Annotated in this window: 25 protein-coding genes; 13 read left to right on the plus strand and 12 right to left on the minus strand. The window is 71.6% G+C overall.

All coding sequences use genetic code 11. The features are described from left to right. Window positions 1-18 precede the first annotated feature (18 nt). Window positions 19-1,005 (plus strand): cyclase family protein, encoded by a 987-nt coding sequence (locus QSK21_RS01145; RefSeq protein ID WP_285692877.1) that lies wholly within the window; start codon window positions 19-21, stop codon window positions 1,003-1,005. A 21-nt stretch (window positions 1,006-1,026) separates the two neighbouring features. Here the strand turns inward: QSK21_RS01145 and QSK21_RS01150 are convergent, their stop codons facing one another. The 6 genes from QSK21_RS01150 to QSK21_RS01175 form a co-directional block, all read right to left on the minus strand. After that, window positions 1,027-1,743, minus strand: a complete 717-nt coding sequence (locus QSK21_RS01150) for an ABC transporter ATP-binding protein (RefSeq protein WP_285692879.1) — start codon at window positions 1,741-1,743, stop codon at window positions 1,027-1,029. Then, window positions 1,730-2,494, minus strand: a complete 765-nt coding sequence (locus tag QSK21_RS01155; RefSeq protein WP_285692880.1) for an ABC transporter ATP-binding protein — start codon at window positions 2,492-2,494, stop codon at window positions 1,730-1,732. Before QSK21_RS01155 ends, QSK21_RS01150 begins: the two co-directional genes overlap by 14 nt. After that, window positions 2,481-3,605 carry a branched-chain amino acid ABC transporter permease gene (locus QSK21_RS01160; RefSeq protein ID WP_285692882.1) on the minus strand — a complete coding sequence of 375 codons (1,125 nt, stop codon included), beginning with the start codon at window positions 3,603-3,605 and terminating at the stop codon, window positions 2,481-2,483. The genes QSK21_RS01155 and QSK21_RS01160 overlap by 14 nt, the downstream gene beginning before the upstream one ends. Continuing rightward, window positions 3,602-4,474: a branched-chain amino acid ABC transporter permease gene (locus tag QSK21_RS01165; protein ID WP_285692884.1), complete on the minus strand. Its 873-nt coding sequence runs from the start codon at window positions 4,472-4,474 to the stop codon at window positions 3,602-3,604. Before QSK21_RS01165 ends, QSK21_RS01160 begins: the two co-directional genes overlap by 4 nt. A gap of 2 nt (window positions 4,475-4,476) precedes the next feature. Next, window positions 4,477-5,628, minus strand: coding sequence for an ABC transporter substrate-binding protein (locus tag QSK21_RS01170; RefSeq protein ID WP_285692885.1), 1,152 nt, complete (start codon window positions 5,626-5,628; stop codon window positions 4,477-4,479). A 189-nt stretch (window positions 5,629-5,817) separates the two neighbouring features. After that, a complete protein-coding gene (locus QSK21_RS01175) occupies window positions 5,818-6,525 on the minus strand; it encodes an IclR family transcriptional regulator (RefSeq protein ID WP_285692887.1) in 708 nt (235 codons plus the stop codon). A gap of 89 nt (window positions 6,526-6,614) precedes the next feature. Here QSK21_RS01175 and QSK21_RS01180 point away from each other — a divergent pair, with 89 nt between their 5' ends. From QSK21_RS01180 to QSK21_RS01200, 5 genes are all read left to right on the plus strand, one after another. Continuing rightward, entirely contained in the window at window positions 6,615-7,193 is a 579-nt protein-coding gene (locus QSK21_RS01180) for a carboxymuconolactone decarboxylase family protein (protein WP_285692889.1), read from the plus strand. Continuing rightward, window positions 7,190-8,293, plus strand: a complete 1,104-nt coding sequence (locus QSK21_RS01185) for a zinc-dependent alcohol dehydrogenase (protein WP_285692892.1) — start codon at window positions 7,190-7,192, stop codon at window positions 8,291-8,293. The genes QSK21_RS01180 and QSK21_RS01185 overlap by 4 nt, the downstream gene beginning before the upstream one ends. Continuing rightward, entirely contained in the window at window positions 8,290-8,754 is a 465-nt protein-coding gene (locus tag QSK21_RS01190; protein ID WP_285692894.1) for a nuclear transport factor 2 family protein, read from the plus strand. Before QSK21_RS01185 ends, QSK21_RS01190 begins: the two co-directional genes overlap by 4 nt. 63 nt (window positions 8,755-8,817) lie before the next feature. Further along, window positions 8,818-9,684, plus strand: coding sequence for an alpha/beta hydrolase (locus QSK21_RS01195; RefSeq protein WP_285692895.1), 867 nt, complete (start codon window positions 8,818-8,820; stop codon window positions 9,682-9,684). 142 nt (window positions 9,685-9,826) lie between these two features. Further along, the gene (locus QSK21_RS01200; protein ID WP_285692896.1) at window positions 9,827-10,060 is read left to right on the plus strand and encodes a hypothetical protein; all 234 of its coding nucleotides are present in this window, start codon (window positions 9,827-9,829) and stop codon (window positions 10,058-10,060) included. Window positions 10,061-10,065: 5 nt separating this feature from the next. On the opposite strand, the gene QSK21_RS01205 is transcribed toward QSK21_RS01200, so the two are convergent. From QSK21_RS01205 to QSK21_RS01215, 3 genes are all read right to left on the minus strand, one after another. Further along, window positions 10,066-10,341 (minus strand): helix-turn-helix domain-containing protein, encoded by a 276-nt coding sequence (locus QSK21_RS01205; RefSeq protein WP_285692897.1) that lies wholly within the window; start codon window positions 10,339-10,341, stop codon window positions 10,066-10,068. Next, window positions 10,286-11,614 (minus strand): AAA family ATPase, encoded by a 1,329-nt coding sequence (locus tag QSK21_RS01210; protein ID WP_285692898.1) that lies wholly within the window; start codon window positions 11,612-11,614, stop codon window positions 10,286-10,288. Before QSK21_RS01210 ends, QSK21_RS01205 begins: the two co-directional genes overlap by 56 nt. A 297-nt stretch (window positions 11,615-11,911) precedes the next feature. Continuing rightward, window positions 11,912-12,955: a uroporphyrinogen decarboxylase family protein gene (locus QSK21_RS01215; RefSeq protein ID WP_285692899.1), complete on the minus strand. Its 1,044-nt coding sequence runs from the start codon at window positions 12,953-12,955 to the stop codon at window positions 11,912-11,914. A 107-nt stretch (window positions 12,956-13,062) separates the two neighbouring features. Here QSK21_RS01215 and QSK21_RS01220 point away from each other — a divergent pair, with 107 nt between their 5' ends. From QSK21_RS01220 to QSK21_RS01230, 3 genes are all read left to right on the plus strand, one after another. Beyond that, the gene (locus QSK21_RS01220) at window positions 13,063-13,767 is read left to right on the plus strand and encodes a hypothetical protein (RefSeq protein WP_285692900.1); all 705 of its coding nucleotides are present in this window, start codon (window positions 13,063-13,065) and stop codon (window positions 13,765-13,767) included. A gap of 68 nt (window positions 13,768-13,835) precedes the next feature. After that, window positions 13,836-14,411: an ABC transporter ATP-binding protein gene (locus QSK21_RS01225; RefSeq protein ID WP_502871497.1), complete on the plus strand. Its 576-nt coding sequence runs from the start codon at window positions 13,836-13,838 to the stop codon at window positions 14,409-14,411. Window positions 14,412-14,482: 71 nt separating this feature from the next. Beyond that, window positions 14,483-18,727 carry a glycoside hydrolase family 38 N-terminal domain-containing protein gene (locus QSK21_RS01230; RefSeq protein WP_285692901.1) on the plus strand — a complete coding sequence of 1,415 codons (4,245 nt, stop codon included), beginning with the start codon at window positions 14,483-14,485 and terminating at the stop codon, window positions 18,725-18,727. On the opposite strand, the gene QSK21_RS01235 is transcribed toward QSK21_RS01230, so the two are convergent. After that, window positions 18,724-19,377 carry a tetratricopeptide repeat protein gene (locus tag QSK21_RS01235; RefSeq protein ID WP_285692902.1) on the minus strand — a complete coding sequence of 218 codons (654 nt, stop codon included), beginning with the start codon at window positions 19,375-19,377 and terminating at the stop codon, window positions 18,724-18,726. The genes QSK21_RS01230 and QSK21_RS01235 overlap by 4 nt on opposite strands. A gap of 21 nt (window positions 19,378-19,398) precedes the next feature. Continuing rightward, the gene (locus QSK21_RS01240; RefSeq protein ID WP_285692903.1) at window positions 19,399-20,382 is read right to left on the minus strand and encodes a TAXI family TRAP transporter solute-binding subunit; all 984 of its coding nucleotides are present in this window, start codon (window positions 20,380-20,382) and stop codon (window positions 19,399-19,401) included. Between the two features lie 410 nt (window positions 20,383-20,792). On the opposite strand from QSK21_RS01240, the gene QSK21_RS01245 reads away from it, so the two are divergent. After that, a complete protein-coding gene (locus QSK21_RS01245; RefSeq protein ID WP_285692904.1) occupies window positions 20,793-21,236 on the plus strand; it encodes a group II truncated hemoglobin in 444 nt (147 codons plus the stop codon). 31 nt (window positions 21,237-21,267) lie between these two features. On the opposite strand, the gene QSK21_RS01250 is transcribed toward QSK21_RS01245, so the two are convergent. Next, window positions 21,268-21,750, minus strand: coding sequence for an ATP-binding protein (locus QSK21_RS01250; protein ID WP_285692905.1), 483 nt, complete (start codon window positions 21,748-21,750; stop codon window positions 21,268-21,270). Window positions 21,751-21,918: 168 nt separating this feature from the next. Between QSK21_RS01250 and QSK21_RS01255 the strand changes: the two genes are divergently transcribed. The 3 genes from QSK21_RS01255 (at window position 21,919) to QSK21_RS01265 (ending at window position 23,214) form a co-directional block, all read left to right on the plus strand. Further along, window positions 21,919-22,692, plus strand: a complete 774-nt coding sequence (locus QSK21_RS01255) for a helix-turn-helix domain-containing protein (RefSeq protein WP_285692906.1) — start codon at window positions 21,919-21,921, stop codon at window positions 22,690-22,692. Continuing rightward, window positions 22,689-22,877: a DUF397 domain-containing protein gene (locus QSK21_RS01260; protein ID WP_285692907.1), complete on the plus strand. Its 189-nt coding sequence runs from the start codon at window positions 22,689-22,691 to the stop codon at window positions 22,875-22,877. Before QSK21_RS01255 ends, QSK21_RS01260 begins: the two co-directional genes overlap by 4 nt. Window positions 22,878-23,025: 148 nt before the next feature. Continuing rightward, entirely contained in the window at window positions 23,026-23,214 is a 189-nt protein-coding gene (locus QSK21_RS01265; protein WP_285692908.1) for a DUF397 domain-containing protein, read from the plus strand. Window positions 23,215-23,353 lie beyond the last annotated feature (139 nt).

Consider the following 23,353-nt stretch of genomic DNA (forward strand, 5'->3'; position numbering starts at 1 on the left):
AGCCGTCGAGGAGGGTCCATGAACGCCCAGCAGGTGCCCGACGCGCCGCTCACGCCCTGGAAGCCGCCCGGCTACCGCGTGGACGAGCGCGGGAAGGTCGTCGGGGCGCGCCCCGGATCGCCCAACAACTGGGGACGCTGGGGCGAGGACGACCAGCTCGGCTGCGTCAACCTCATCACCCCCGGCAGCGTGCGCAGGGGCGCGTCGATGGTGCGCACGGGCACCTGGTTTTCGCTGGGCCTGCCGATCGGGGTGCCGCCGACGGGTGCCGTTCCGCGGCCGATGACGCTGCGCACGGCGGCGGCCGGTGACGGCGTGCTGGACCGTCCCTCCACCCACCCGGCCTACTCCGACGAGGTCCTGGTGATGGGCACGCAGACGTCCACCCAACTGGACGGGCTGGCGCACGTCGCGGCGGACGACACCATGTACAACGGCTACTGGGCCGGTCTGGTCACCGCCGGCGGCGGCGCCAAGCGGCTGGGCGTCCACACCATGGGACGCGGGATCCTCGGGCGCGGCGTCCTGCTGGACATCGCCCGCCATCTCGGCGTCCCCTGCGTCCCGCCCGGCACGGTGATCGGCCCGGAACTGCTGGACGACGCGCTGTCGGCGACCGGGCTCGACCTGGGTTCCGGCGACATCCTGCTGGTGCGGACCGGGGCGCTGGGGAGCTGGGACGGCACGCCGGGCTCGTTCGGCACGTCGCCGCAGCCGGGACTGGACGCCTCGGCCGCCGCCTGGATCGCCGAGCGGGACCTCGTCCTGGTCGGCGCCGACAACTCGGCGGTCGAGGCGCTGGACGCCACCCAGGACTCCTGGGACATCCCCTTCCACATCGCGGCGCTGCGCGACCTCGGCCTGCCGCTCGCCGAGCTGCTGTGGCTGGACGACCTGGCCGAGGACTGCGCGGAGGACGGCGTGGCCGAGTTCCTGTTCGTCGCGCAGCCGCTCCCGATCGTCGGCGCCGCGGGCTCGCCGTTGAACCCGATGGCCGTCAAGTAGGTGGCCGTCAAGGAGTCCGGATCAGACCCCCGTTCCGGTCCGGGTCTGCCCGAGGTAGGACGCGAGCACGGTGTCACGGTCGCGCAGTTCCTCCGACGCGGCCTCCATGACGATCGAACCACCGCTCATCACCGCGGCGCGCTGGCAGATCCTGGTGGTGAGGTGGACGTTCTGCTCGATGACCAGCAGCGCCGTCCGTTCCCGCACGGCCACCAGCGCCTGGGCGACCGCGTCGGCGACCAGCGGCGCCAGCCCCAGCGAGGGCTCGTCCACCAGCAGCAGCCGCGGCGCCGCGACCAGGGCGCGGCCGATGGCGACCATCTGCTGCTCGCCGCCGGACAGCGCGAAGCCCAGCCGGCCCCGCAGCTTGGCCAGCGGCGGGAACAGGTCGTAGACGTCGTCGAAGCCGAACCCGCCGGTCCGTCCTCCACGCGCGGTGGTCCCGATCTGGAGGTTCTCGTGGACGGTGAGGTCGGGGAACACATGGCGCCCCTCCGGCACGTGGATCAGCCCGCGCCGGGCGACCTCCTCGGGTGACACCTTCGCCAGGTCGTGGCCCTCGAACGTGACCGTCCCGGTGCAGGCGGTCAGCCGGCTGACCGCGCGCAGCGTCGAGGTCTTGCCCGCGCCGTTGGGGCCCAGCAGCGCCACCGCCTCGCCCTCGTCCACGGTCAGGTCGATTCCCCGGACGGCGTGCGTGGTGCCGTACCGGACGTGCAGTCCCTCAATCCGCAGCATCTGCCGGAACTCCCAGGTATGCGCTCACCACGCGGTCGTCCCGCCAGACCTCGTCGGGCCGGCCGGAGGCGATGATCCGGCCGAGCTCCAGGACGGCGAGGCGGTCGCACAGCGCGTCAAGAAAGTCGATCTTGTGATCGACCAGGACAAGGGTGTTGCCCGCCGCCCGCACCTCGCCCAGCAGCGTGGCCAGCGCGGTGGTCTCGGCGTCGTTCAGGCCGGCGCTGGGCTCGTCGAGCAGCAGCAGCTTGGGATCGCCCGCGAGCGCCCTGGCCAGTTCGAGCAGCCGCTGCTGCCCGTAGCTGAGCAGCGACGCGTCCTCGGCCGCGAGCTCGGCGAGCCCGACCAGTTCCAGCGCCTCCATCGCGCGGTCCCAGCGGCGGCGCTCGCGCCGGAACATCAGCGGCCGGGCGGGCCACGCGCCGGTCAGCCCGCGCAACGCGGGGTCGGACGAGGACACCAGGACGTTGTCGATGCAGGACAGCTCGCCGTACACCTGCGGGGCCTGGAACACGCGGCCGATTCCGGCGCGGTGCGCGGAGCGCGGCCTGCCCAGGCGCACCGGCGTGCCGTCCACCGACACCCGGCCCTGGGCCGGGACGATGCCGCACAGCGCGTTGAGGAAGCTGGTCTTGCCGCTGCCGTTGGGCCCGGCCAGGCCGATCAGTTCCCCGCGCCCGACGGACAGGGCGACGTCGTCGACCACGCGCAGGCCGCCGAAGGTGACGGTGATCCCCTCAGCTTCGAGCAAAGGGCACCCCCTTTCGCATGAGCCGGTCCGGGACGACCCGGCCGGCGAACCGGCGGACGGCCTCGGCGATGCCGTTGGGCAGCAGCAGGACGACGGCCAGCAGCATCAGCCCGTACACGATCGAGCTGTACTCCTCGATCCCCGACAGCACCCGGGGCAGCCCGACGAACACCGCCGCGCCGATCAGCGGTCCCCACATCGAGTTGATGCCGCCCAGCAGCAGCATCAGGAAGATGCCGATGGCCAGGTCGATGTGGAAGGACTCGGTGCCGATGACCCCCTGCCAGTGGCCGATCAGGGAGCCCGCCAGCCCGCCCAGCGCCGAGCCCAGCATGAACAGCACGAGCTGCACGCGCTGGACGGCGACGCCGGAGAGGCTCGCGACCAGGCCGTTGTCGCGCGCCGCGATCGCCTCGCGGCGCATCGGCGAGCGCTCGATGCACGCGGTCAGCAGCAGGCACAGGCCCAGGGTCCCCAGGAACAGCCAGAACACCTGGCCGTCCTTGACGAACTCGTAGCCGAACAGTCGCGGCGGGTCGATGCCGACGGCCTGCCCGTGCGGGCCGGTGAACCCGTCCGCGCGCTGGAACACGACCATGCCGACCTGGGTGACCGCGAACGTCGCGATCGCGAAGTAGAAGTGCTGCGCCTTGTGCACCAGCGCCCCCACCACGCCCGCCACGAGCGCCGTGACGAGCATCGCCGAGGCGACGCCGACCCAGAACGGCTGGCCGTCCTCGCCTCGGGTGATCCAGGCGGAGGTGTAGCCGCCGAACGCCATCATGAACGTCTGGCAGAACGCGAACCGTCCGGCGAGGCCGAAGACCAGGTAGAACCCCAGCGCGGCGATCGAGTAGACCAGCCACAGGTTCACCAGGAACTGGCTGGACCTCGACGTGGCGACCTGCGGGGCGATCAGGGCGACGAGCACCACGAAGACGGCGATGGCCAGGAAGTGGTGCCGCCGGTAGTCGGGCGGCCGCACCGCCCTGAGCGGGTCCCGCATGACCTGCTTCTCGGATGTCTCTGTCGTGTCGTGCGTCTTGTCGGTCTTGTTGGCGTTATCCGGCTTCGTGGCGGCCTGCGCGGCCGCCGGCTCCCGGGGCGTCACAGCCGGCTCCTCGCGAGGTCGAACAGTCCCTGCGGGCGCAGGGCGATGACGATGAACAGCACGATCGCCGGGTAGGTCGCCGCGTACTCGGGCAGCACGTACCCGCCGACAAGCTGCTGGACGATGCCGATGACCATCGCTCCGGCCACGACGCCGCCCAGGCTGCCGAACCCGCCCAGCACCGCCGCGGCGAACGCCGTGATCATCAGGCCGAAGCCGAAGTTCAGCTCGACGGCGCCCAGCGGCGCCACCAGCAGCCCGGCCAGCCCGGCCAGCATCGCCGACATGGCGAAGGACGCCATCGCGACGTACTTGGTCCGCACGCCCATGAGCTGCGCGGTCTCCGGGTCGGCCGCCAGCGCCCTGACCTGGCGGCCGAACGCGGTGCGCTGGAAGACCATCAGCAGCGCGATCACCGCGATCGCGCCGACGATGAGGATGAGGATGCGCTGGTAGGCGATGTTGGCGCCGGCGACGCGCAGGACGCCGCCGCCCACGGGGCTGTCCAGCGCCCGGGGGGTGGCGCCCTGCCACACCGAGATGAAGCCGCGGATCACGATGGCGGCCGCCAGGGTGGCGATCACGACCACCATCGCGGGCCGCTTGCGCAGCGGCGCGTGCGCCACCCGCTCGATCAGCACGCCGATCAGGCCCATCAGCACGATGGTCAGGACATAGCCGGGGATGGTGGGCAGGCCGAGGTCGGCCACCGTCCACACCCCGATGTAGGCGCCCAGGGTGATCAGATCGCCATGGGCGAAGTTGATCACCCCGGTGGCCTTGTAGAGGACGAGGAAGCCGAGCGCCACCAGGGCGAGCACGGCGCCCAGTGCGATGCCGCCCGCGGTCAGCGCGATGAATTTGTCCACGGTCAGCCCTTCGCCGCCTCCGTCGGCGGGAACTGGTAAGTGATCATTTCGGTGGATTTGCCGTCCGCGCCGAAGCGCTGGATCGAGACGGTGTGGTTCATGAAGTGCGCGCCGTCGGTCTTGTACTGGGCGGCGCAGATGATCCCGTGCTGCGGGGTGACGGTGATGCCGTTCAACGCCTTCTGGATCGCCTCCGGTTCGGTGCTGCCGGCCTTCTCGATCGCGGCCTTGGCGATGTAGACGGCGTCATGGCTCTCCGCGGCCAGGTCGGTCGGGATCTGCTTGAAGCGCCGCAGGTACTCCTGGCCGAAGGCGTTGGTCGCCGGGTTCTTGGACCCGACGGGCGCGCAGGCGTTGGTGCCGTACAGCAGGCTCAGCGCCTCACCGGTGACCAGCTTGTTGTTGGCCGCGATGTTGGCCGAGGACGAGGAGATCGTGGGGATCTTCATCCCGTTCTGCACGAACTGCTTGAGCTGGACGGCCAGCGGGTTGGGGTAGGTGAACGCGATGACCGCCTGCGAGCCCTTCATCGCCAGCACGTCCTGGGTGAGGTCGGTGGCGGTCGGGTCGTAGTTGCGGGTGGCCACCGGGGTGAGACCGCGCTGCTTGAGGGCGGCGGCGACGGCCTTGGTGTTGGTCATCCCGTACGACTCGTTGGTGCCCATCAGGCCGATCTTGGTGGCCTTGAGCTGCTCGACGGCGAACCGGACGGTCGCCTGGTCCTTGAACTCGTCGGACGGCTGCACCACCCAGAACCACTCGCTGCCGCCCGGACCGCCGAAGCGCAGCGGCGAGCTGGCGCTGGCCAGGCTGATCAGCGGGATGCCGGCGCGGTCCACCTGGGTCTTGCTGGCCAGCAGCGCCGACGAGGCGGTGAAGCCGAGCATCACCACGGGGTCCTTGTCGACCGCCTGGAGGAACTGGCCGGTGGCCTTCTGCGGGTTGAGCGGGTCGGCCGGGACCCGCTCCAGCACGATCTTCTGCCCCTTGATCCCGCCGGCGGCGTTGATCTTCTCCACCGCCATCAGGGCGCCGTTGTTGTAGTCGTCGATGGCGGCGGCGCTCTCGCCCTTGACCTCCCACAGCCCGACCATCTTGATCGGCTCGTCGATGCCCTTCTCGGATCCACCGCCGGAGCCACCGCACGCGGCCACGAGGACAGCGCAGGCTCCGAGCAGTGACGTCAAGGCGGGTCTGGCACGCATGGTGAATCGCCTCCATACACACACGTCCGGCCCTGGCGGGAGCCGTTCGCCCGCCCCCCTCGGCCGTTGTGGTGGTCAGCTTCTACCAAGCGCTTGTTTTAGTCAATGGTCTAGATCTGGCCAGCTCAGACGGCGTGATCATCCGAACGCCTGCTGTAGGGTGCGCGCGACCAGCTCGCCGAACCCGTGCAGCGCCCGCTCGCTGGAGCGCTCCTGGGGCGCGGCGACCACGACGGCGGCGGCCGTCCCGGTCTCCGGCGGGACGGGCACCGCGGCCGCCCACAGCGGCCGTTCCGGCTCGGCCTGGACGGCGTACCCGCGGCGCCGCACCTCGTCCAGGACCGGGGCCGCGCCGGCCGCCTCGGCCGCGCCCAGGACGCGCTCGACCTCCGCCCCGTCCATCGCCGCGAGGATCGCCTGGCCGCCCGCCGTGCCCATGCCGAACGGGCCGCTGTAGCCCACCGGGTAGGAGATGCGCAGCGGATGGGTGCTGGCGATCTCGTCGGCGACGATGAGCGACGAGCCGTCCGCGACCGTCAGCCACACGGTCTCGTTGGTCGCGTCGTGCACCGCCCGCAGCACGCCGCGGACCCGTTCGCGCACCGTCCGGTCCCCGACGAACCGGCCGCCGACCGACAGCGCGCGGCCGGTGAGCACCCAGCGGCCGTCGCCGGGCGCGGGCCTGATCCAGCCCTCCTCGTGCAGCGTCGCCAGGATGCGCTGCACCGCGCTCTTGTCCATGCCGAGGTCTCTGGCGAGCGCGCCGAGCCCCACGGGCTGGCGTTCCGACACCGCTTCGAGCACGGTGAGCGCCCTGCTCACCACCTGGATCGTCTTGACAGCCACCGTCCGGAAGCCCCACGCTAGGGTCGATTGGTGCTACACCATATCACTCAGTGATACACCTGTGGGCGCGACCGACCCGGGAGTAGCCGATGGCCCGTATCCACCCCGCCGAGGGCTTCGACCTCGGCGACCTCGACCGGCTCGACCAGCGGACGCGGATCGCCCGGCTGCACGCCTCCGTCCTGGCGCACCGGCCCAAGATCGCCCACGCCGTGAACGAGGCGTACCGCGCCGCGCTCGAAGAGGAGGGCACGCTGCCGCCGCGGCTGGTGGAGCTGGTCCGCATCCGGCTGGCCTTCCACAACCAGTGCCGTAGCTGCATGGCCGTCCGGTACACCTCGGGCATCGAGGACGGCGTCACCGAAGAGCTGGTGTGCTCCCTGGAGAAGCCCGAGGAGGCCGAGGACCTGACGCCCGCCGAGCGCGCCGCGCTGCGCTTCGCCGACCTGCTCGCCACCGACCATCTGGCCATCGACGAGTCCGTCTACGACGACCTGCGGCAGTACTTCGACGAGGGCGAGATCGTGGAGCTGGGGCTGCGGTGCGCCCGCACGATCGGGTTCGGCAGGCTCAACGCGACCTGGATGAACATCGACCATCTGCCCGACCGGTTCAAGGACGTCGAGAACGTCCTGACGCCGTGGGGCGGCGAGACGATCACGTGGTGAGCGAGGCCGAGGCGCTGGTCCTGGAGGACTACGGCCGCCTGGAACGCCGCGCGCTGCCGCTGCCGCCCATCGGCGCGGACGACGCGCTGCTCCGCGTGGAGGCGTGCGGGCTGTGCGGCTCCGACCACGAGGTCTTCACCGGGCGCATGCGCTGGCCCGTCGGCTTCATCCCCGGGCACGAGACCGTGGGCGTCCTGGAGAAGGTCGGCGCCGCCGCCGCCGAACGGTGGGGCGTGCGGGAGGGAGACCGCGTCGCCGTCGGCAACCGGCGCGCCTGCCGCGACTGCCCTCGCTGCCGCGACGGCGACCTGGCGGGCTGCGAGCGCTTCGACCCCCGGGAGTCGTACGGCATGATCCCGGTCTCGACCGCGCCGGGCCTGTGGGGCGGCTACGCCTCGCACCACTACCTGGCGCCGGAGTCCGTCGTCCACCGCGTCCCGGACGGGCTCGACCCGGTCACGGCGACGCTGTTCAACCCGCTGGCCGCCGGGCACACCTGGGCGGCCGAGGTGCCGCGCACCCGTCCGGGCGAGGTGGTGGCCGTGCTGGGGCCGGGCGTGCGCGGCATCTGCGCCGCGGTCGCCGCCAAGGCCGCCGGGGCGCGGTTCGTGCTGGTCACGGGGCATGGGGAGCGCGACGCTTCCCGCCTGCGCACGGCGTCCGAGCTGGGCGCCGACCTGGTGGTGGACGTGGCGCGGGACGATCCGGTGGAGGCGCTCGAGGCGGCGACCGGCGGGCTGGCGGACGTCGTGGTCGACGCCACGGCCGACGCGCCCGAGGCGTTCGGCCAGTCGCTGAGGCTCGCGGGCCGCGGCGCCCGCGTGGTGTGCGCCGGGGTACGCGGGGACGGCGTGACCGCCACCTGCGAACCCGACCTGATCATGTCGAGGGAGCTGCGCGTCACGGGGGTGCGCGGAGTGTCGACGGACGCGCCCGGACGGGCCCTGGACCTCCTCGGCTCGGGGCGCTTCCCGTTCGGGTCGGTGTCCACGCGGGTGGCGGGCTTCGACGACGTCGGCCGCCTGCTGCTCACCATGGCGGGGAAGACCGCGGAGGCACCGCCTCTGCACGCCGTGTTCGTCCCCGGGACGGCCCCATGAGCTGGCTCGACGACGTCCACGAGATCGAGCAGGTCATCTACGCCTACGCGATCGCCATCGACACCCGCGACTGGGACCTGCTCGACGGCTGCTTCGCGCCCGACGCCGCCATCCGGATGAGCGTCGCCGGCCGCTACCCGTCCCCGGCAGCGTACCGGGACAAGGCCAAGGCCACGCTGGCGACGCTCGACGCGACCCACCACGTCTTCTCCTCCCCGAGGATCGTCCCGGACGGGGAAGGGGCACGGGCCCACACCTATTACCAGGCGCAGCACGCGCGCAACGACCTCGCGCCCGACTCGCTCCTCATGATCGGCGGATGGGTCGAGGACCGCTTCGAACGCCGGGACGGCCGCTGGGTCATCACCGCCCGCCACGGAACGGCCGTCTGGTTCGATGGCAACCCTCAGGTGCTCGGCCTGGACGTCACCCGGGGCGCCAATCCCGCGCTCGGCCGATGAGTTCTCGCCCTCACCCGAGTCTGCACTGGTGACAAGCGGATTCCGACTTGGGGGAGGGCATTGATGAGCGAGTCGAAGACCTACACGCTGGACGCGCCGGGAGCCGTGCTGCACTACGACGTGCGCGCCGGCGAGAGCACCACCGAGCCCGTCCTGCTGCTGATCGGATCCCCGATGGCCGCCCCGGGGTTCGTCAGCCTGGCCGCCCACTTCACCGACCGCACCGTGGTGACCTACGACCCGCGCGGGTCCGAGCGCAGCAAGCGCACCGACGGCGCCGCGGAGACCACCGTCGACGAGCACGCCGACGACCTGCACCGGCTGATCGACGCGCTGGACGTCGGGCCGGTGGACGTCTTCGCCAGCAGCGGCGGCGCCGTGAACGCGCTGGCGCTGGTGGCCCGGCATCCCGAGCAGGTCAGGACGCTCGTGGCGCACGAGCCGCCGGCCTCCAGCCAGTTGCCCGACAGCGAGGCGATCCTGGCCGCCTGCGTCGCCATCCGGGACACCTATCTGAGCAGCGGCTTCGGCCCGGCGATGGCGAAGTTCATCGCGCTGATCAGCCACTCGGGGCCGTTCCCCGCCGACTTCGCCGAGCAGCCCGCGCCCGACCCGGCGACCTTCGGGCTGCCCACCGAGGACGACGGGTCCCGCGACGACCCGCTCCTCGGGCAGAACATGGTCACGTGCAACGCCTTCCGGCCCGACTACGAAGCGCTCCGCGCCGCCTCCACCCGTATCGTCATCGGCGTGGGCGAGGAGTCGGGCACGATCCTGCCCGGACGGGCCGCCCTGGCCGTGGCCGACGGGCTCGGGACGAAGGCGGTCACCTTCCCCGGCGGCCACGACGGGTTCCTCGGCGGCGAGTACGGCGCGATGGGCAAGCCCGATGAGTTCGCCGCCACGCTGCGGACGGTGCTCACCGGCTGAGCAGGGGCGCCCCGCCTCCCCCGACCGCCCGGTTCCCCCGGCCGGGCGGTCTTGCATGATCGAAATGCCTGATATACGACCGAGGGCGAATGATCATCTTGCATCGGCTCGTGCCGGAAGGCCGCGCCGCGCCTTGGGAGGCATGATGCACGAGTCCGAGGTCAGCCGCCGCACCCTCCTCCGCGGCACCGGAGTGGCGATGGGCGGTGCCGTGCTCGGCACGGCCGCGTCCACGGCACCCGCCGCCGCGGAGGAGCGGGCCGGGCGGTCCGAGACCGCCCTGGCGGAAGGAACCAACATCTCCGCAACGGCGGCGCACTTCCTCGACGGGATCTGCTCGGCCTACCACGACGCCCGGTTCTTCGGGCTCGCCTGAGCCTCCTAGCCGAGGCCCTTGGTGGTGGTGCGCTGAAGCCGGCGGCGTGAGGTGAGCCCCAGCTTGACGAAGATCTTCCGGAGATGCCATTCGACGGTGCGGGGGCTGATGAAGAGCCGGGCGCCGATCTCCGGGTTGGTCAGGCCCTCGCGGACGAGCCGGATGATGTGCGCCTCCTGAGGCGTCAGCTCGCTCGCGGCCTGGGCGGTGCGCCTGCGCGCGCTCTCACCGGTGCTCCGCAGCTCGCGCGCCGCCCGCCGCGCGAACGCGAGCATGCCCATGGCGGCGAACAGGTCGTAGGCGGCGCGCAGGTGCCCGCGTGCGGCGCGCCGGTGATGCCGGCGGCGCAGCCACTCGCCGTAGAGGAGGGGCCATGAACGCCGCCGCGGCGGCCAGCCCTCCGCGCGCCCGTGCCCGTCCCGCCGAGCCTTCGAGTTCCAGCGCCACGGCCTCGTCCGGGCCGAGCGCGCCGTGCGCCGCGTGCCAGGCGCGCCGGTCGGGGTCGGCCTGCGGGTCGGTGACCGCGGCCAGCGCCCGGTGCGTGCCGCGCCGGCTCTCCGGCGACGCCGACCAGTACACGCCCGACCGGACGAGCGGATGGGCGAAGCGCACCAGCTCGCCGATGTCGAGCAGCCCGGCCGACACCGCGGGCGCCGCCGCCTCGATCCCGATCCGCAGCCGCTCGGCGGCGCGCCACAGCAGCACCGGCTCGCCGCTCGGCTCGGCCGCCGCCACCAGCAGGAACCGCCGGGTCTCCAGCGGGAGGTGGGCGACCCGCCGCTGGTAGGACTCGCGGATCCGTCCCGTCAGGGCCGGCCCGCCGGGCAGGCCGAACCCGCCGGCGAACTCCGCGGGCGTGCAACCCCTGGGCAGCTCCACCAGCGCCAGCGGGTTGCCCCTCGCCTCGGCGACGATGCGGTCCAGCACCTGCGCGTCCCACCGGCCCGGGAGCACCGAGCGCAGCAGTTCGCGGGCGTCCTCGTCGGGCAGGCCCCCCACCAGTAACTCCGGTAGGCCGGTGGGCTCCGTACCGGCCGGGGCGCCGCCCGGCACCCCGTGGGTCACCCGGGACGCGAAGACGATCGCGACCGACTCGGCCATCAGCCGCCGCGCGGTGAAGGCCAGCACCTGCATCGACGCCCGGTCCAGCCATTGCGCGTCGTCCACCACGCACAGCAGCGGCCGTTCCCTCGCCACCTCGGCCAGCAGCCCCAGGGTGGCCAGCGCCACCCGGAATGCGTCGGGCGCGTTCCCCGACCCCAGCCCGAGCGCCGCCCTCAACGCCTCCTGCTGCGCGCCGGGAAGGCGATCGAACCGATCGGACATCGGCGCGCACAATTGGTGCAGGCCCGCGAAAGCAAGCTCCATTTCGGACTGCACACCGGTAATACGCGACACCCGAAAACCCCGGGCCCGGCCGACCACATAGTCCAAGAGGGCGGTCTTCCCCACGCCCGCCTCACCGCGCACCACCAGCGCCCGGCTCTCACCACCACGGACGGCGTCCAGCAGGCCGTCCAGCCGCTCGCACTCCCTGCCCCGCCCCCGCAACACCAGGCACCACCCACCCATCAGCCCATCGCCGACTCGTCCCAGGGGCTGACGCAACCCACACTAGAAAGCCCGTGTCACAACCGGAACGGGCATGGGCCCGGAAACCATGATCGGCCACCTCCGGACACGTTTCGAACCGGCCCGCCCGGTCGCCTCCGGCATCACGTTTCGGAGGGCGGGAATGCCATAACCTATACGCTTTATCGGATCCTCCAATATCACCGGAGGAATCGGATGTCCATAACGCCGCCGTGGTAGTCCCCGGCGAGCCCGGCGGCCCGCCGGGGGCCGGTCGGCTCACGAACGGTCGCCCAGCTCCTTCCGGAGCAGCCGCGCGGCGCCGGACATGGCGCGCATCTTCCCCTCCGCGGACTCGCGCGGAAGGTACTTCATCCCGCAGTCGGTGGCGATGACGATCTGCTCGGGCGGGATCCGGTCGAACGCCCGGCGGACGCGGCCGGCGACCAGCTCGGCGGACTCCACCGCGTGGTCGGACAGATCGATCACCCCGAGGATGATGGTCTTGTCCGTGAGGTCGGCGAGCACCCCCAGGTCGAGCCCGGACTGCGCGGTCTCGATCGAGATCTGGTCCACCGGGCAGCCCGCCAGCTCCGGCAGGAACGAGTAGCCCTCCGGACGCTCGTGGATGATCGCCGCGTAGCCGAAGCAGATGTGCACGGCGGTGGTGCCGGTGATCCCCTCCAGCGCGGCGTTCAGCGCGGCCAGGCCGTACGCGCGGGCGGCCTCCGGGCGCGCCTGCATGTAGGGCTCGTCGATCTGCACGATGTCGGCGCCCGCCGCGAACAGGTCGGCGATCTCGGCGTTGACCGCCTTCGCGTAGTCCATCGCCGCGGCCTCGGCGTCGGGGTAGTACTCGTTCTGCGCCTGCTGGGACATGGTGAACGGGCCCGGCACCGTCATCTTGATCGTCCGGTCGGTGTGCGCCCGCAGGAAGCGCACGTCATCGACCTCGACCGGGTGGGGCCTGTGGATCGGCCCGACGATCCGCGGCACGGGATTGGGGTGGCCGCTGCGGTCCAGCGCCGTGCCGGGATTGTCGATGTCGACGCCCTCCAGCGCCGTCGCGAAATGGTTGGAGTAGCTCTCCCTGCGGATCTCCCCGTCGGTCAGGATGTCGAGCCCCGCCTCCTCCTGCGCCCGGATCGCCAGCAGCGTGGCGTCGTCCTGGGCTTGGGCGAGGAACTCGGGTGGGATGCGCCACAGTTCCTTGGCGCGCACCCGCGGCGGGAAGCGCCCGGCGAGCTTGGAACGATCGATCAGCCATTCGGGCTGGGCATAGCTTCCGACAAGCGACGTCGGCAGTAGGGGCAACGATGCCATGGGGTCTCCTCGGGATCATGACGACCGCCCCAGTCTGGGCATCCCGCCCCGCCCTCGTCCAGTTGCCTCTTGTCCCATAGGTCGGACATACGTCATCATTCCGCCCCATGCGCGGGGGACTGGTCGTACGGAGGATGGGAGGCGACCGGGCCCTGCTGCTGGCCGCCTGCGCGACCGCGCTGTTCACCACGACCCTGCTGGCGGCGCTCGTCGGGTACGCCGGGTCGGTGACGCGGGAAGGGTTACGCAGGACCCTGGCGGAGGCGACGTTCGACTCGTCCGGGACGAGGATCGCCGCGCACGTCCCCGCCGGGGGCTTCGCCGCGACCAAGCAGCGGGTCGAGCGGTCACTGCGGCGGATCTACCGGGACGTGCCGCTGTCGGTCTCGGCAGGGATGCGCAGTGACTCCTACACCCTGCCCGGGCAGGAGCGGCGCGACCACCCCGACCTCACCGCGTTCGCCGGCTACACCGGGATCGAGGGGCATGCCCGGCTGGCACGGGGTCGCCGGCCGCGTGCCGCCGGGGGCGGTGAGGTGGAGGCGACCCTACCGAGTGCCGCCGCCAGGTGGATCCGCGCAGGCGTCGGGGACGTCCTCACGCTGCGCGGCAGGATCGACACCGACGATGTCGTGCGGGTGAGGGTCGTCGGGCTGTTCGACGCCACGCGTCCCGAGGAGTACTTCTGGCAGGGCGACCGGCTCATCACCACGGGCGCCGAACGGCTGGACTACACGACCTACGGGCCGTTCGTGGTGCGTCCCGAGGTGTTCGCCGGCCGGTTCACCGCCACGGGCGCGGACGTCCGCTGACGGGCCGGACGGAGGTCAGGGCGCTGCGCGGCGCCTCGCTGAGCGCGTACCCCGGCGAGCTGGTCGCGATCAACGGCCGTTCCGGCTCGGGCAAGACCACCCTGCTCAACCTGATCGGCGGCCTGGACGTCCCGGACTCGGGCACGGTCCGGGTGGACGGCCGGGACGTCGGCGCGCTCGCCGAGGACGACCTGCTGTCGCTGCGCCGCGACGTCATCGGGTTCGTGTTCCAGTCGCACGGCCTGATCCCCGTGCTGTCGGCGGCCGAGAACGTGGAGGTGCCGCTGCGGCTGGCCCGCAGGCCGGCGGCCGAGCGCGCCGAGCGGGTCCGCGTCCTGCTGTCCCTCGTCGGCCTGCGCGAGCACGCGGAGCAGCGGCCCTACGAGCTGTCGGGCGGCCAGCGGCAGCGGGTGGCCATCGCCCGCGCCCTGGCCAACCGTCCCCGGGTGCTGCTGGCCGACGAGCCGACCGGCCGGCTCGACTCCGAGACCGCGGCGACGATCATGCCGCTGCTGCGCGCGGTGGTCCGCAGCGAGAACGTCACCGCGCTGGTCGCCACGCATGACAGGGTGCTGCTGGGGGCGGCGGACCGCGTCCTGAACCTGCGGGACGGCACGATCGCGGAAAGCCGGCGGCCCGCCTGAATCCTCCCCGCCGCGCCGGAACCCCGGAATGGTACCGGCGCAAGGGGGGAAGGGTGGATCGGAGGGGATCCTTGCGTATCAGCGGTGTTGAGGGGACGGATCTGTTCACCGGGCCGCCGCTCGCACCCCGGCAGGTCGTGCGGGTGGGGCTGGCGGCGGAGCGCGCGGTCGGGGAGCTTCGGGTACGGGTGGACGGGCCGGCGGTCACGACGCCCGAGCCGGTGATCGTGGCCGGGCTCGCGGCGGGCGAGGAACGGTCCGTCGAGGTGGGGGTCCGGCTGGACGAGCCGGTCACCGAGGGGGCCGCGCGCCGGGTGACCGCGGTCGCCGAGGAGACCGGGCCGGACGCGGGACGGTGCACGGCGGAGGGTGAGATCGTCGCGGCGGCCACCGGCTGGACGATGTGGATGGTCTCGCACTTCCACTACGACCCGGTGTGGTGGAACACCCAGGGCGGGTTCACCGAGGCGTGGTACGACCTGCCGGGGGCGGAGGCGCTGCGGCCCGGAACGGTGAAGACCGCCTTCGACCTGGTGCGCGCCCATCTGGACGCCGCGCGCCGGGACCCCGACTACAAGTTCGTGCTCGCCGAGATCGACTACCTCAAGCCGTACTGGGACGTCTTCCCCGAGGACCGGGCCGACCTGCGGCGCCTCCTCGGCGAGGGACGGATCGAGATCGTCGGCGGCAACTACAACGAGCCGAACACCAACCTCACCCACCCCGAGTCGACCATCCGCAACGCGGTGTACGGGGTCGGCTACCAGCGCGACGTGGTCGGCGGCGACCCCCGGTCGGCGTGGATGCTGGACGCGTTCGGGCACGACCCCGCCTACCCGGGGCTCATGGCGGACGCGGGGCTGACGTCCAGCGCGTGGGCGCGCGGCCCCTTCCACATGTGGGGGCCGAACCGGCATGTCGGCGACAACCGGCGGATGCAGTTCCCCTCGGAGTTCGAGTGGATATCACCGAACGGGCGCGGGCTGCTCACCGCGTACATGGCGAACCATTACGGCGCCGGCTGGGCCATGGAGGGAGCCCCGGGACGCGACGAGGCCGCGCGGATCGCCTACGGGCAGTTCGCCGAGCTCAAGCCGGTCGCGGCCACCCGCAACGTGCTCCTGCCGGTGGGCGCCGACCATGTCGTCCCGTCCCGCTGGTGCACCGAGATCCACCGGGACTGGAACGCGCGGTACGTCTGGCCGCGTTTCGTGGTCGGCCTGCCCCGCGAGTTCTTCGGCGCGGTGCGGGAGGAGCTGGGCGCGAGCGGGCGGCGGCCCAGCCCGCAGACCCGCGACATGAACCCCGTCTACACCGGCAAGGACGTCTCCTACATCGACACCAAGCAGGCGCAGCGCGCCGCCGAGGTCGCCGTCCTGGACGCCGAGCGGCTGGCCACCCTCGCCGCGCTGGGCGGCGCCCCCTATCCGGGTGAGGAACTGGACAAGTCGTGGCGGCAACTGGTCTACGGCGCGCACCACGACGGCATCACCGGGAGCGAGTCCGACCAGGTGTACGTCGATCTGCTCGGCGGCTGGCGGGAGGCGTACGAGCTGGCCGACCGGGCGCGGACGCAGGCGATCGACGACCTGGCGGCGCGCGTGGACACCTCCGGCACGGGCGTCGCCGTCGTCGTGGTCAACACGCTGTCATGGCCGCGGCACGGGATCACCGAGGTGCGGTTGACCATCCCGGACGGCGGCTTCCGGGGTGTGCGCCTCGTGGACGAGGACGGGGAGACCGTCCCGGCGCTCGGTGCAGGGGTGCGGCGCGACGGCTCGGGACGGCTGACCCGGATCACGCTGACCTTCCTCGCGAGGGACGTCCCGGCGCTCGGGTACCGCGTGTATCGCGCCGTCCCGGACGAGGCCGTGCCCGGCGGCTGGACCGCCCTGCCCGATGAGGGGCGGGCGGCACCGGTGACCGTGGCCAACCAGGCGTTCGAGGTGACCGCCGATCCGGCGCGCGGCGGTGCCCTGACCTCGATCCGTGCCCTGCGTGACGGGCTTGAGCTGCTGCGGTCCGGCGGGCTCGGCGGCGAGTTCGTCCTCCAGCGGGAGCACCCGACCCACCCGGTGTGGGGCGAGGGGCCGTGGCATCTGCTGCCCGCCGGTCCCGGCACCGGGAGCGGCGACGGCGGGGCGGGGAACGCGGTCGTCCGGGCGGAGGAGTGCGCCGTCGGCCGCCGCGTCGTGACCGAGACGTCGCTCGGCGGTCTGCGGATCACCGGCGAGGTGCTGCTGTGGGACGGCGTCGGCCGGGTCGACTTCCGGAGCCGGGTCCACGGGTCGATCGGCTCGGACCACCTGCTGCGGGTCCGCTTCGATCTCAACGTTCCGGGCGGGCGGCCGGTGTCGGAGGTCGGGTTCGGCGCGATCGGCCGGCCGTTCGGGTTCCCGGACGCCGACGCCGCCGAGGACCTGTGGACGCTGGACAATCCCGCGCACACCTGGACGGCGCTCGGCAGCACCGCCCGCATCGCCCTGACCGGCGACGACGGAACCCGCCACGAGCACGCGATCGGCGTCGCCGAGGTGGTCGCGGCCGACGATCCCCAGGCGGCCGGGGAGGTGCGCGCCGTGCTGGCCGCGCTCGCCGCGCAGGGCGTGACGGCGACCCGGACCCTACCGGAAGGTCCCCGCTACGGCGCCCTGGACGTCGACTCGAACCTGCCGGACGTGCGCATCGTCCTCGGCGGCCCGGAGACCAACCCGTTCGCCGAAGAGGTCCTCGAGGGCGCCGATCCGGCGTACCGGGAGGCGCTGGCGGACCACGGCCGGGTGCTCGTGCCGCCCGCCCGTCCCCTCAGCGAGGTCTGGCGGCCGGGCGCGGACCTGCGCGGGACGAGGGACCTGCCGGTGCTCATCGTCTCCGGCGACCTGGCCGCCTTCCGGGACGACCTCGCCGACGCGACGATCGAGGTGCGCCACTCCGGGGCGCTCGCCGATGCGGACGGCGCTCTGGCCGGGTACTCGGTGGCGCTGCTGAACGCCGGCACGCCCGGTACCGTCACCACGACCGGCGGGACCATCAACCTGAACCTGATGCGTTCGTGTAGCACGTGGCCGAGCGGCGTGTGGATCGACGGGCCGCTGCGCACCGCCCCGGACGGGTCCAGCCTGTCGTGGCAGCACTGGAGCCACACGTTCCGCTACAGCCTGGTGGCGGGCGAGGGCGACTGGCGCACCGCCGGGTTCGTGCAGGCCGGGCAGGAGTTCAACCATGACCTTCTCGCGCGGGAGACCACGTCCCACTTGGGTGGGCTACCGCCGAGCGCCGGGCTGGTGACGGTACGGCCGGGCAACGTCGTGCTGAGCGCGCTCAAGCCGTCCGGCAACCCGCTGGCCGCTGGGCGCGACGGCGCCCAGGACCCTCTGGACGGCCTCACCGTACGTCTGCACGAAACGACGGGACGGGCGACGACCGCGCGGATCGAGCTGCTCACCGGAATCGCCGAAGCGGAGGTGACCGACCTGCTGGAGGCCCCCACCGGCCGGCGCCTCGACGACGCTTCGCCGGAACTGGGGCCGCTCGACGTGGTGACCCTGCGGCTGCGTCCCGAACGCGGGCTACCGGCCGCTGATCACCGGCAGGCCGGGCGGGAGCGGCGGCCGGTGTTCTCCCGCTACTGGCTGCACAACCAGGGCCCGGCACCGCTGGGCAACAAGCCGGTCGCGGTGCACGTGTCCCCGCCGCGGCTCGACGGGCCGGGGACGCTGCGCGTGACGGTGGCCGCGTCCGGGCGCCCCGCGAGGGGAAGGCTGGAGCTGCTCGTCCCCGACGAACTGGTGGCCGCCGTGCAGCCTGGCCGCCTCGACTACCGGTTGGACGAGGGCGAGTTCGCGGCATGGGACCTCAAGGTGGGCGTGGACGGCGCCGCCGAGGGGACGTACTACCTCGCCGCCCGGATCCACGATGACCAGGGCCGCGCCTGGGAGGACGTGGCGGCGATCAGAATCGGCGAGGCGGCCCAAGCCGACCCGCTGGAGATCCTGGTGACCCCTGGCGCCCTCGCCCTGGCGCGAGGGGAGTCGGCGGAGCTGAACGTGGAGGTACGCGGCTGCGCGGCGTCCCCGGTGCGAGGGGAGGCGCAGGTGGTGAGCCCCTACGGCACCTGGGGTCCGGGCGCGGACGTGCTGATCGATCCGTGGACGCTGCCGTTCGAGGTGGCGCCCGGGGACACCGCCGCTCTGCGCTTCCCCGTGCGCGCCGCCGCGTCCGCGAGTCCGGGCGCCTGGTGGGCACTGGTGAAGGTGACGGCGTTCGGGCACCTCCACTACAGCGAGACCACCGCCATCACGGTGGGCTCCTGCTAGCCCAGTTGCTCAAGCGTCATTTTCGCGAGAGAAACCGTGCTCAATGTGGACTCCGGATCGGCCACCAGGTCCCGAAGCATGCGGACGGCCTCGTCCCGATCCCCTCTCTGGTTGACGATGAGCGCCTTGTTGAGCAGCAACTGCCCCTTCGTCTCGGCGTCCGGCGTCGCGGCGAGCCCGCTCTCTATGGCGCGCAGCCGGGCATCGGGATCGTCGGTCAGAAGTCCGGCGAGCTCCTTCCAGGCCGGGGCGAAGTCCGGGAACTGGGCCACGATGCCTTCGAGAATGGCCCTCTTCCGTCCCGGATCGTCGAGGAATTCGAGCATCAGGAACGCGCGTGCGAAGCCCTCGTGCAACTCCCCCGCCAGCTCGCGCCGCAGAATGTGGAGGGAGGTCTTGCAGGTGAAGAATCCGCGCGGCGCCATCTGGTCGACCTGCGCATAGGCCCTCTCCGCCTGGACGATGTCGCCCATGAGCACGTAGGTGAAGGCCGCGTCGTACGGCGGATAGGGCCAGTCGGGCGCCTGCGCGTGGGCGCGTTCGAGCAACCGGAGCGCGCCGTCGTAGTCGCCTTCCTGGCCCGCCATCCGTGCCTGCTGGTGAAGCCGCTGCGCCTCCGCCGGGACGGCGCCGCCTTCCGTGATCTCCATGGCGGCTCACGCTACCGGCGGCTACCCGCCGAAGTAATACCTCCTGGCGCCCGGGTGCAGCGGGATCGGCTCGGTCTTCGCGGCCTGGGCCTTGTCGATGTTCTCGGCCTCGGGATGCACCCTGACCAGGTCCTGCCGGCGGTCGAAGATGACCTTGGCCAGCTCGAAGGCCAGGTTGTCGGGCATCTTCGGTGAAACGATCAGCACGTTGGGCACCAGGATCGTCGACACCGGCCCCGGGGTCCTGTACACGTTCCGCCGGATGGTGGTGGGCTGGTAGATCTGGCCGTACCTGGCCTGCAACTTGGGCAGCTCCCTGCGGAGCGGCACGAAGACCGCCCGGGTCTTCACAGTGGTCATCAGGTCGGTGATGCCGCTGGTGGGCAGGCCGCCCGACCACACCATGGCGTCGATCGTGCCGTCCTTCATGCCCTGGACGGTCTCGGGCAGCGACAGCGCCTGCCGCCGGATGCCCGACTTCGGGTTGATGCCCGCCGCCTCCAGCAGGCGCACCGCCATGGCCTCCGTCCCGGAGTTGGGCGAACCGGTGGAGACCCGCTTGCCCCGCATGTCCGCGACGCTCCGGATGCCGGAGTCGGTGCGGGCGATGACGTGGACGTAGTTGTTGTAGATGCGGGCGAGCGCGCGGATCGGCTGCGGGGAGTCGAACGAGTGCTTGCCCGTCGCGGCCTCCCCCGCCACGTCGGCGAGGGTGAACGCGATGTCGGAGTCGCCGCGCACGACCCGCTGGATGTTCTCGATGGACGCGCCGGTGGCCTCGGCGGTGGCCTGGTAGCCGCGGACGTTCTTGCTGATCACGTCCGCGTAGCCGCCGCCGAGCTGGTAGTAGACGCCGGTGGTGTCGCCGGTGGCGATGGACAGCCGGCCCCGGTTGTAGAGGCCGCCTTCGTCGCTCTCATGTTCGCCGCCGCAGGCCGTCAGCCCCAGCGTCGTCGTCAGCGCCAGCGTCGCCAGGACGGCGCGGGAGCGGAGGATGGTGCGCATCGTTGTCCTTCCCTGGCAGAGGGGGTGGAGGAGAGGAGAAGGGTCTGGCCGGCAGCAGATGGACGGCCACGGCGGCGGCCACCCCGAACGCGACCGCCCCGGCCACGTACGCCACCGGCCCGCCGAGCCTCCGCGCGGGCCGCTCCGCGTCATACTCGGCGATCACGGCCTCGGCATCGCCCGTCCCCACACGTTCGGACACGGCAACCTCCCGTTCGGGGTCGCCCGCACGATAAGTGCGCCCCGCCCGCCCCGAAAACCCCGCACCGCCGTAACTTGACGAACCCTTAACTCGGGACTCCTGCCGGAACCGGTCACGATGGTCTTGGGATGCCGCGGTCCGCTTACGGTTCTCGCAGTGACCGAGCTCTCGGCTGTGACCGATCGCCTACCGCTGGAGGAACCCGTCCATGCCCAGCCTGTACGACCACGCCGGCGGTGATGAGGCGTTGCACCGGCTTGAAGAGATCTTCTACGGCAAGCTGCTGGCCGATCCGGTGCTGAGGCCGCTCTTCCCCGCCCGGAGGCCGGACCATGTGAAGCATCTGACGTGGTTCACGGCGGAGTCCTTCGGCGGACCCGACCGGTTCAGCCGCGAGCTGGGGTTCCCGTACCTCGTCCGGGAGCACCGGCACCTGCGGATCACCGACGAGCAGCGGCAGCGGTTCGTCGACCTCTACATGGAGGCGCTGGACGAGGCGGGGTTGCCCGACGACGAGGCGTTCCGCGCGGCATTCCGCGAACACGCGGAGTTCGGGTCGCGGGTCGCGCAGCAGAACTCCCTGGCAGAGACGGATGCCGACTTGCATCCGCTGAGCGAGGTCCCACGCTGGGCCTGGGACGGTGATGAGTGACAACGGACCACCGCAGGCGGGAGGCTCCGGCCTAGAACGAGAATGTCGCCGACACCCACTTGCCTTGCGGTGGCGTTAGCTCCACCTTCCGATCACCGGTCAGCGCCATCACCAGCGCGAGTCCCCACCCGCCGATGTCCTCCGACTCGTAGCCCTCGTCCAGGGCATGGAGGTCGGGCTCGATGTCGTGCGGCTCCCGCTCTACGACCTGCTTCGGCTGCGGCGTCGCGTTGCTGGAGTCCCAGACCCCCACCCGCACCGATCGCGCTCCGAAGAGCGCCCGGAACGTGATCGCCTCCAGCGGCGTCGCCTCGCAGGCGTTGTTGGCCAGTTCGGACGCGGCGAGGTAGATGTCATCGAGCATGCCCGGCGGCATCCGCTCGGCCAGGCCCGATCCCTCCAGGCGCGTGGCGAGCAGAACGCGAACCGTCTTGGCGAAGTCGGCAGAGGGCAGGCCGCTGTGCGCCACCTCATCGAGGACCGTCGGCCGCCCCCCATCCCGACCGATCCGCACGATTTGGTCATTTTTCACCCTCATGTCTCGCTCCCATTTCTGTCATTCGCATAACAGGATGACCACTCCACCTCTAATCTCGGAAGGTGAATTCACGATCTTCATGACGCCCCCCGAACGGAGAATGCATGCCAGGCACCCCCCCGTCAGCTCGACCCCGACCACGACATGTACGACTGGGCAGCGGTTGAGCTGCACAGACTCCGCAAGGCAAGGTCGTCCAGCCATAGGGACGTTGCGGACATAATTGACAAAGACCGCTCATTGATCTCCAAAATTGAAGCGGGTGAATCTCGGCTTCAGGAGAGGGACGCGGACAAGCTCGATGTTGCTTGGGAGACAGGCGGGCTTCTCGGGCGCATCATCAGGTGGGCCAAGTCCCGGCACTCCTCCGAGTGGAGGGCCGAACGGGCCGCGAGCGAATCGAAGGCAGACCAGATCCGCATCTGGGCACTCGGCTGGATACCGGTCCTCGCCCAGACCGAGGACTACGCCCGCGCCGTCTTCGTCGAGTGCGGGCGGCAGGACGTCGACCAAGCGGTCAAGGCCGTCCTGGAACGCCAGAGGATTCTGGAAAGGAACCCGCCCCCGCTGGTGTGGCTGCTGATCGATCAAGACGCCCTCGAGCATCAGGTCGGCGGCCGGGAGATCCACCGCGCTCAGCTCGCGCGCCTACTGGAGCTGGCGGAATCCCCGGCATGGACGGTCCGGGTGGTCCCACGATCAGCGGGCGGACATGTCGGACGAGATGGCGCCTTCGAACTGTATAGAGTGGGAAACCAGGACGTTCCATACACGGAGACGCTCGGCCCCGGGCGGCTCGTGCGGGACGCCTCCGAGATCACCCAATACGACGTCTGGTTCCGCCGGATCGGGGACGTCGCCGAGTCCAAGACCGCGTCCCTGACTATGATCCGGAGAATCATGGAGGGATTCGCATGATCAGGTGGCGTAAGTCCAGCCGTAGCGAGGGCAGCGTAAACGGAGGCTGTGTCGAAGTGGCCAGGCTAGACGCGCGTCTCGGTATACGGGACTCCAAGGACCCGAACGGACCGAAGCTGACACTCCCCGCCGGGTCCTTCTCCGAACTCCTCACCCGGATCAAGTCCGGAGAGCTCGACCTTTAGCCTCTCCACACGTGCCTGGCCTCGGGTAGCTCGTGCGGGACGCGGCCGAGATCACCCAATACGACGTCTGGTTCCGCCGGATCGGGGACGTCGCCGAGTCCAAGACCGCGTCCCTGGCCCTGATCCGGAAAATCATGGAGGGATTCGCATGATCAGGTGGCGTAAGTCCAGCCGTAGCGAGGGCAGCGTAAACGGCGCCTGCATCGAGGTGGCCAGGCTAGACGCGCGTTTCGGTGTACGGGACTCCAAGGACCCGAACGGACCGAAGCTGACACTCCCCGCCGGGTCCTTCTCCGAACTCCTCACCCGGATCAAGTCCGGAGAGTTCGACCTTTAGCCTCTCCGCACGGATACAGCCATCCTGAGTGAGGCCCTCAGCGGGACCGCCCTCCGCCGACGGTAGGACCGAACGTCGTCGAGCTTTGCCGTGGACGGGGGCGGCGTCCGGGACTAGCGTGCGGGAAGGTGATGATCTT

The organism is Actinomadura sp. NBRC 104412 (assembly GCF_030269515.1).
In the GTDB taxonomy this organism is placed as follows: Bacteria; Actinomycetota; Actinomycetes; order Streptosporangiales; family Streptosporangiaceae; genus Spirillospora.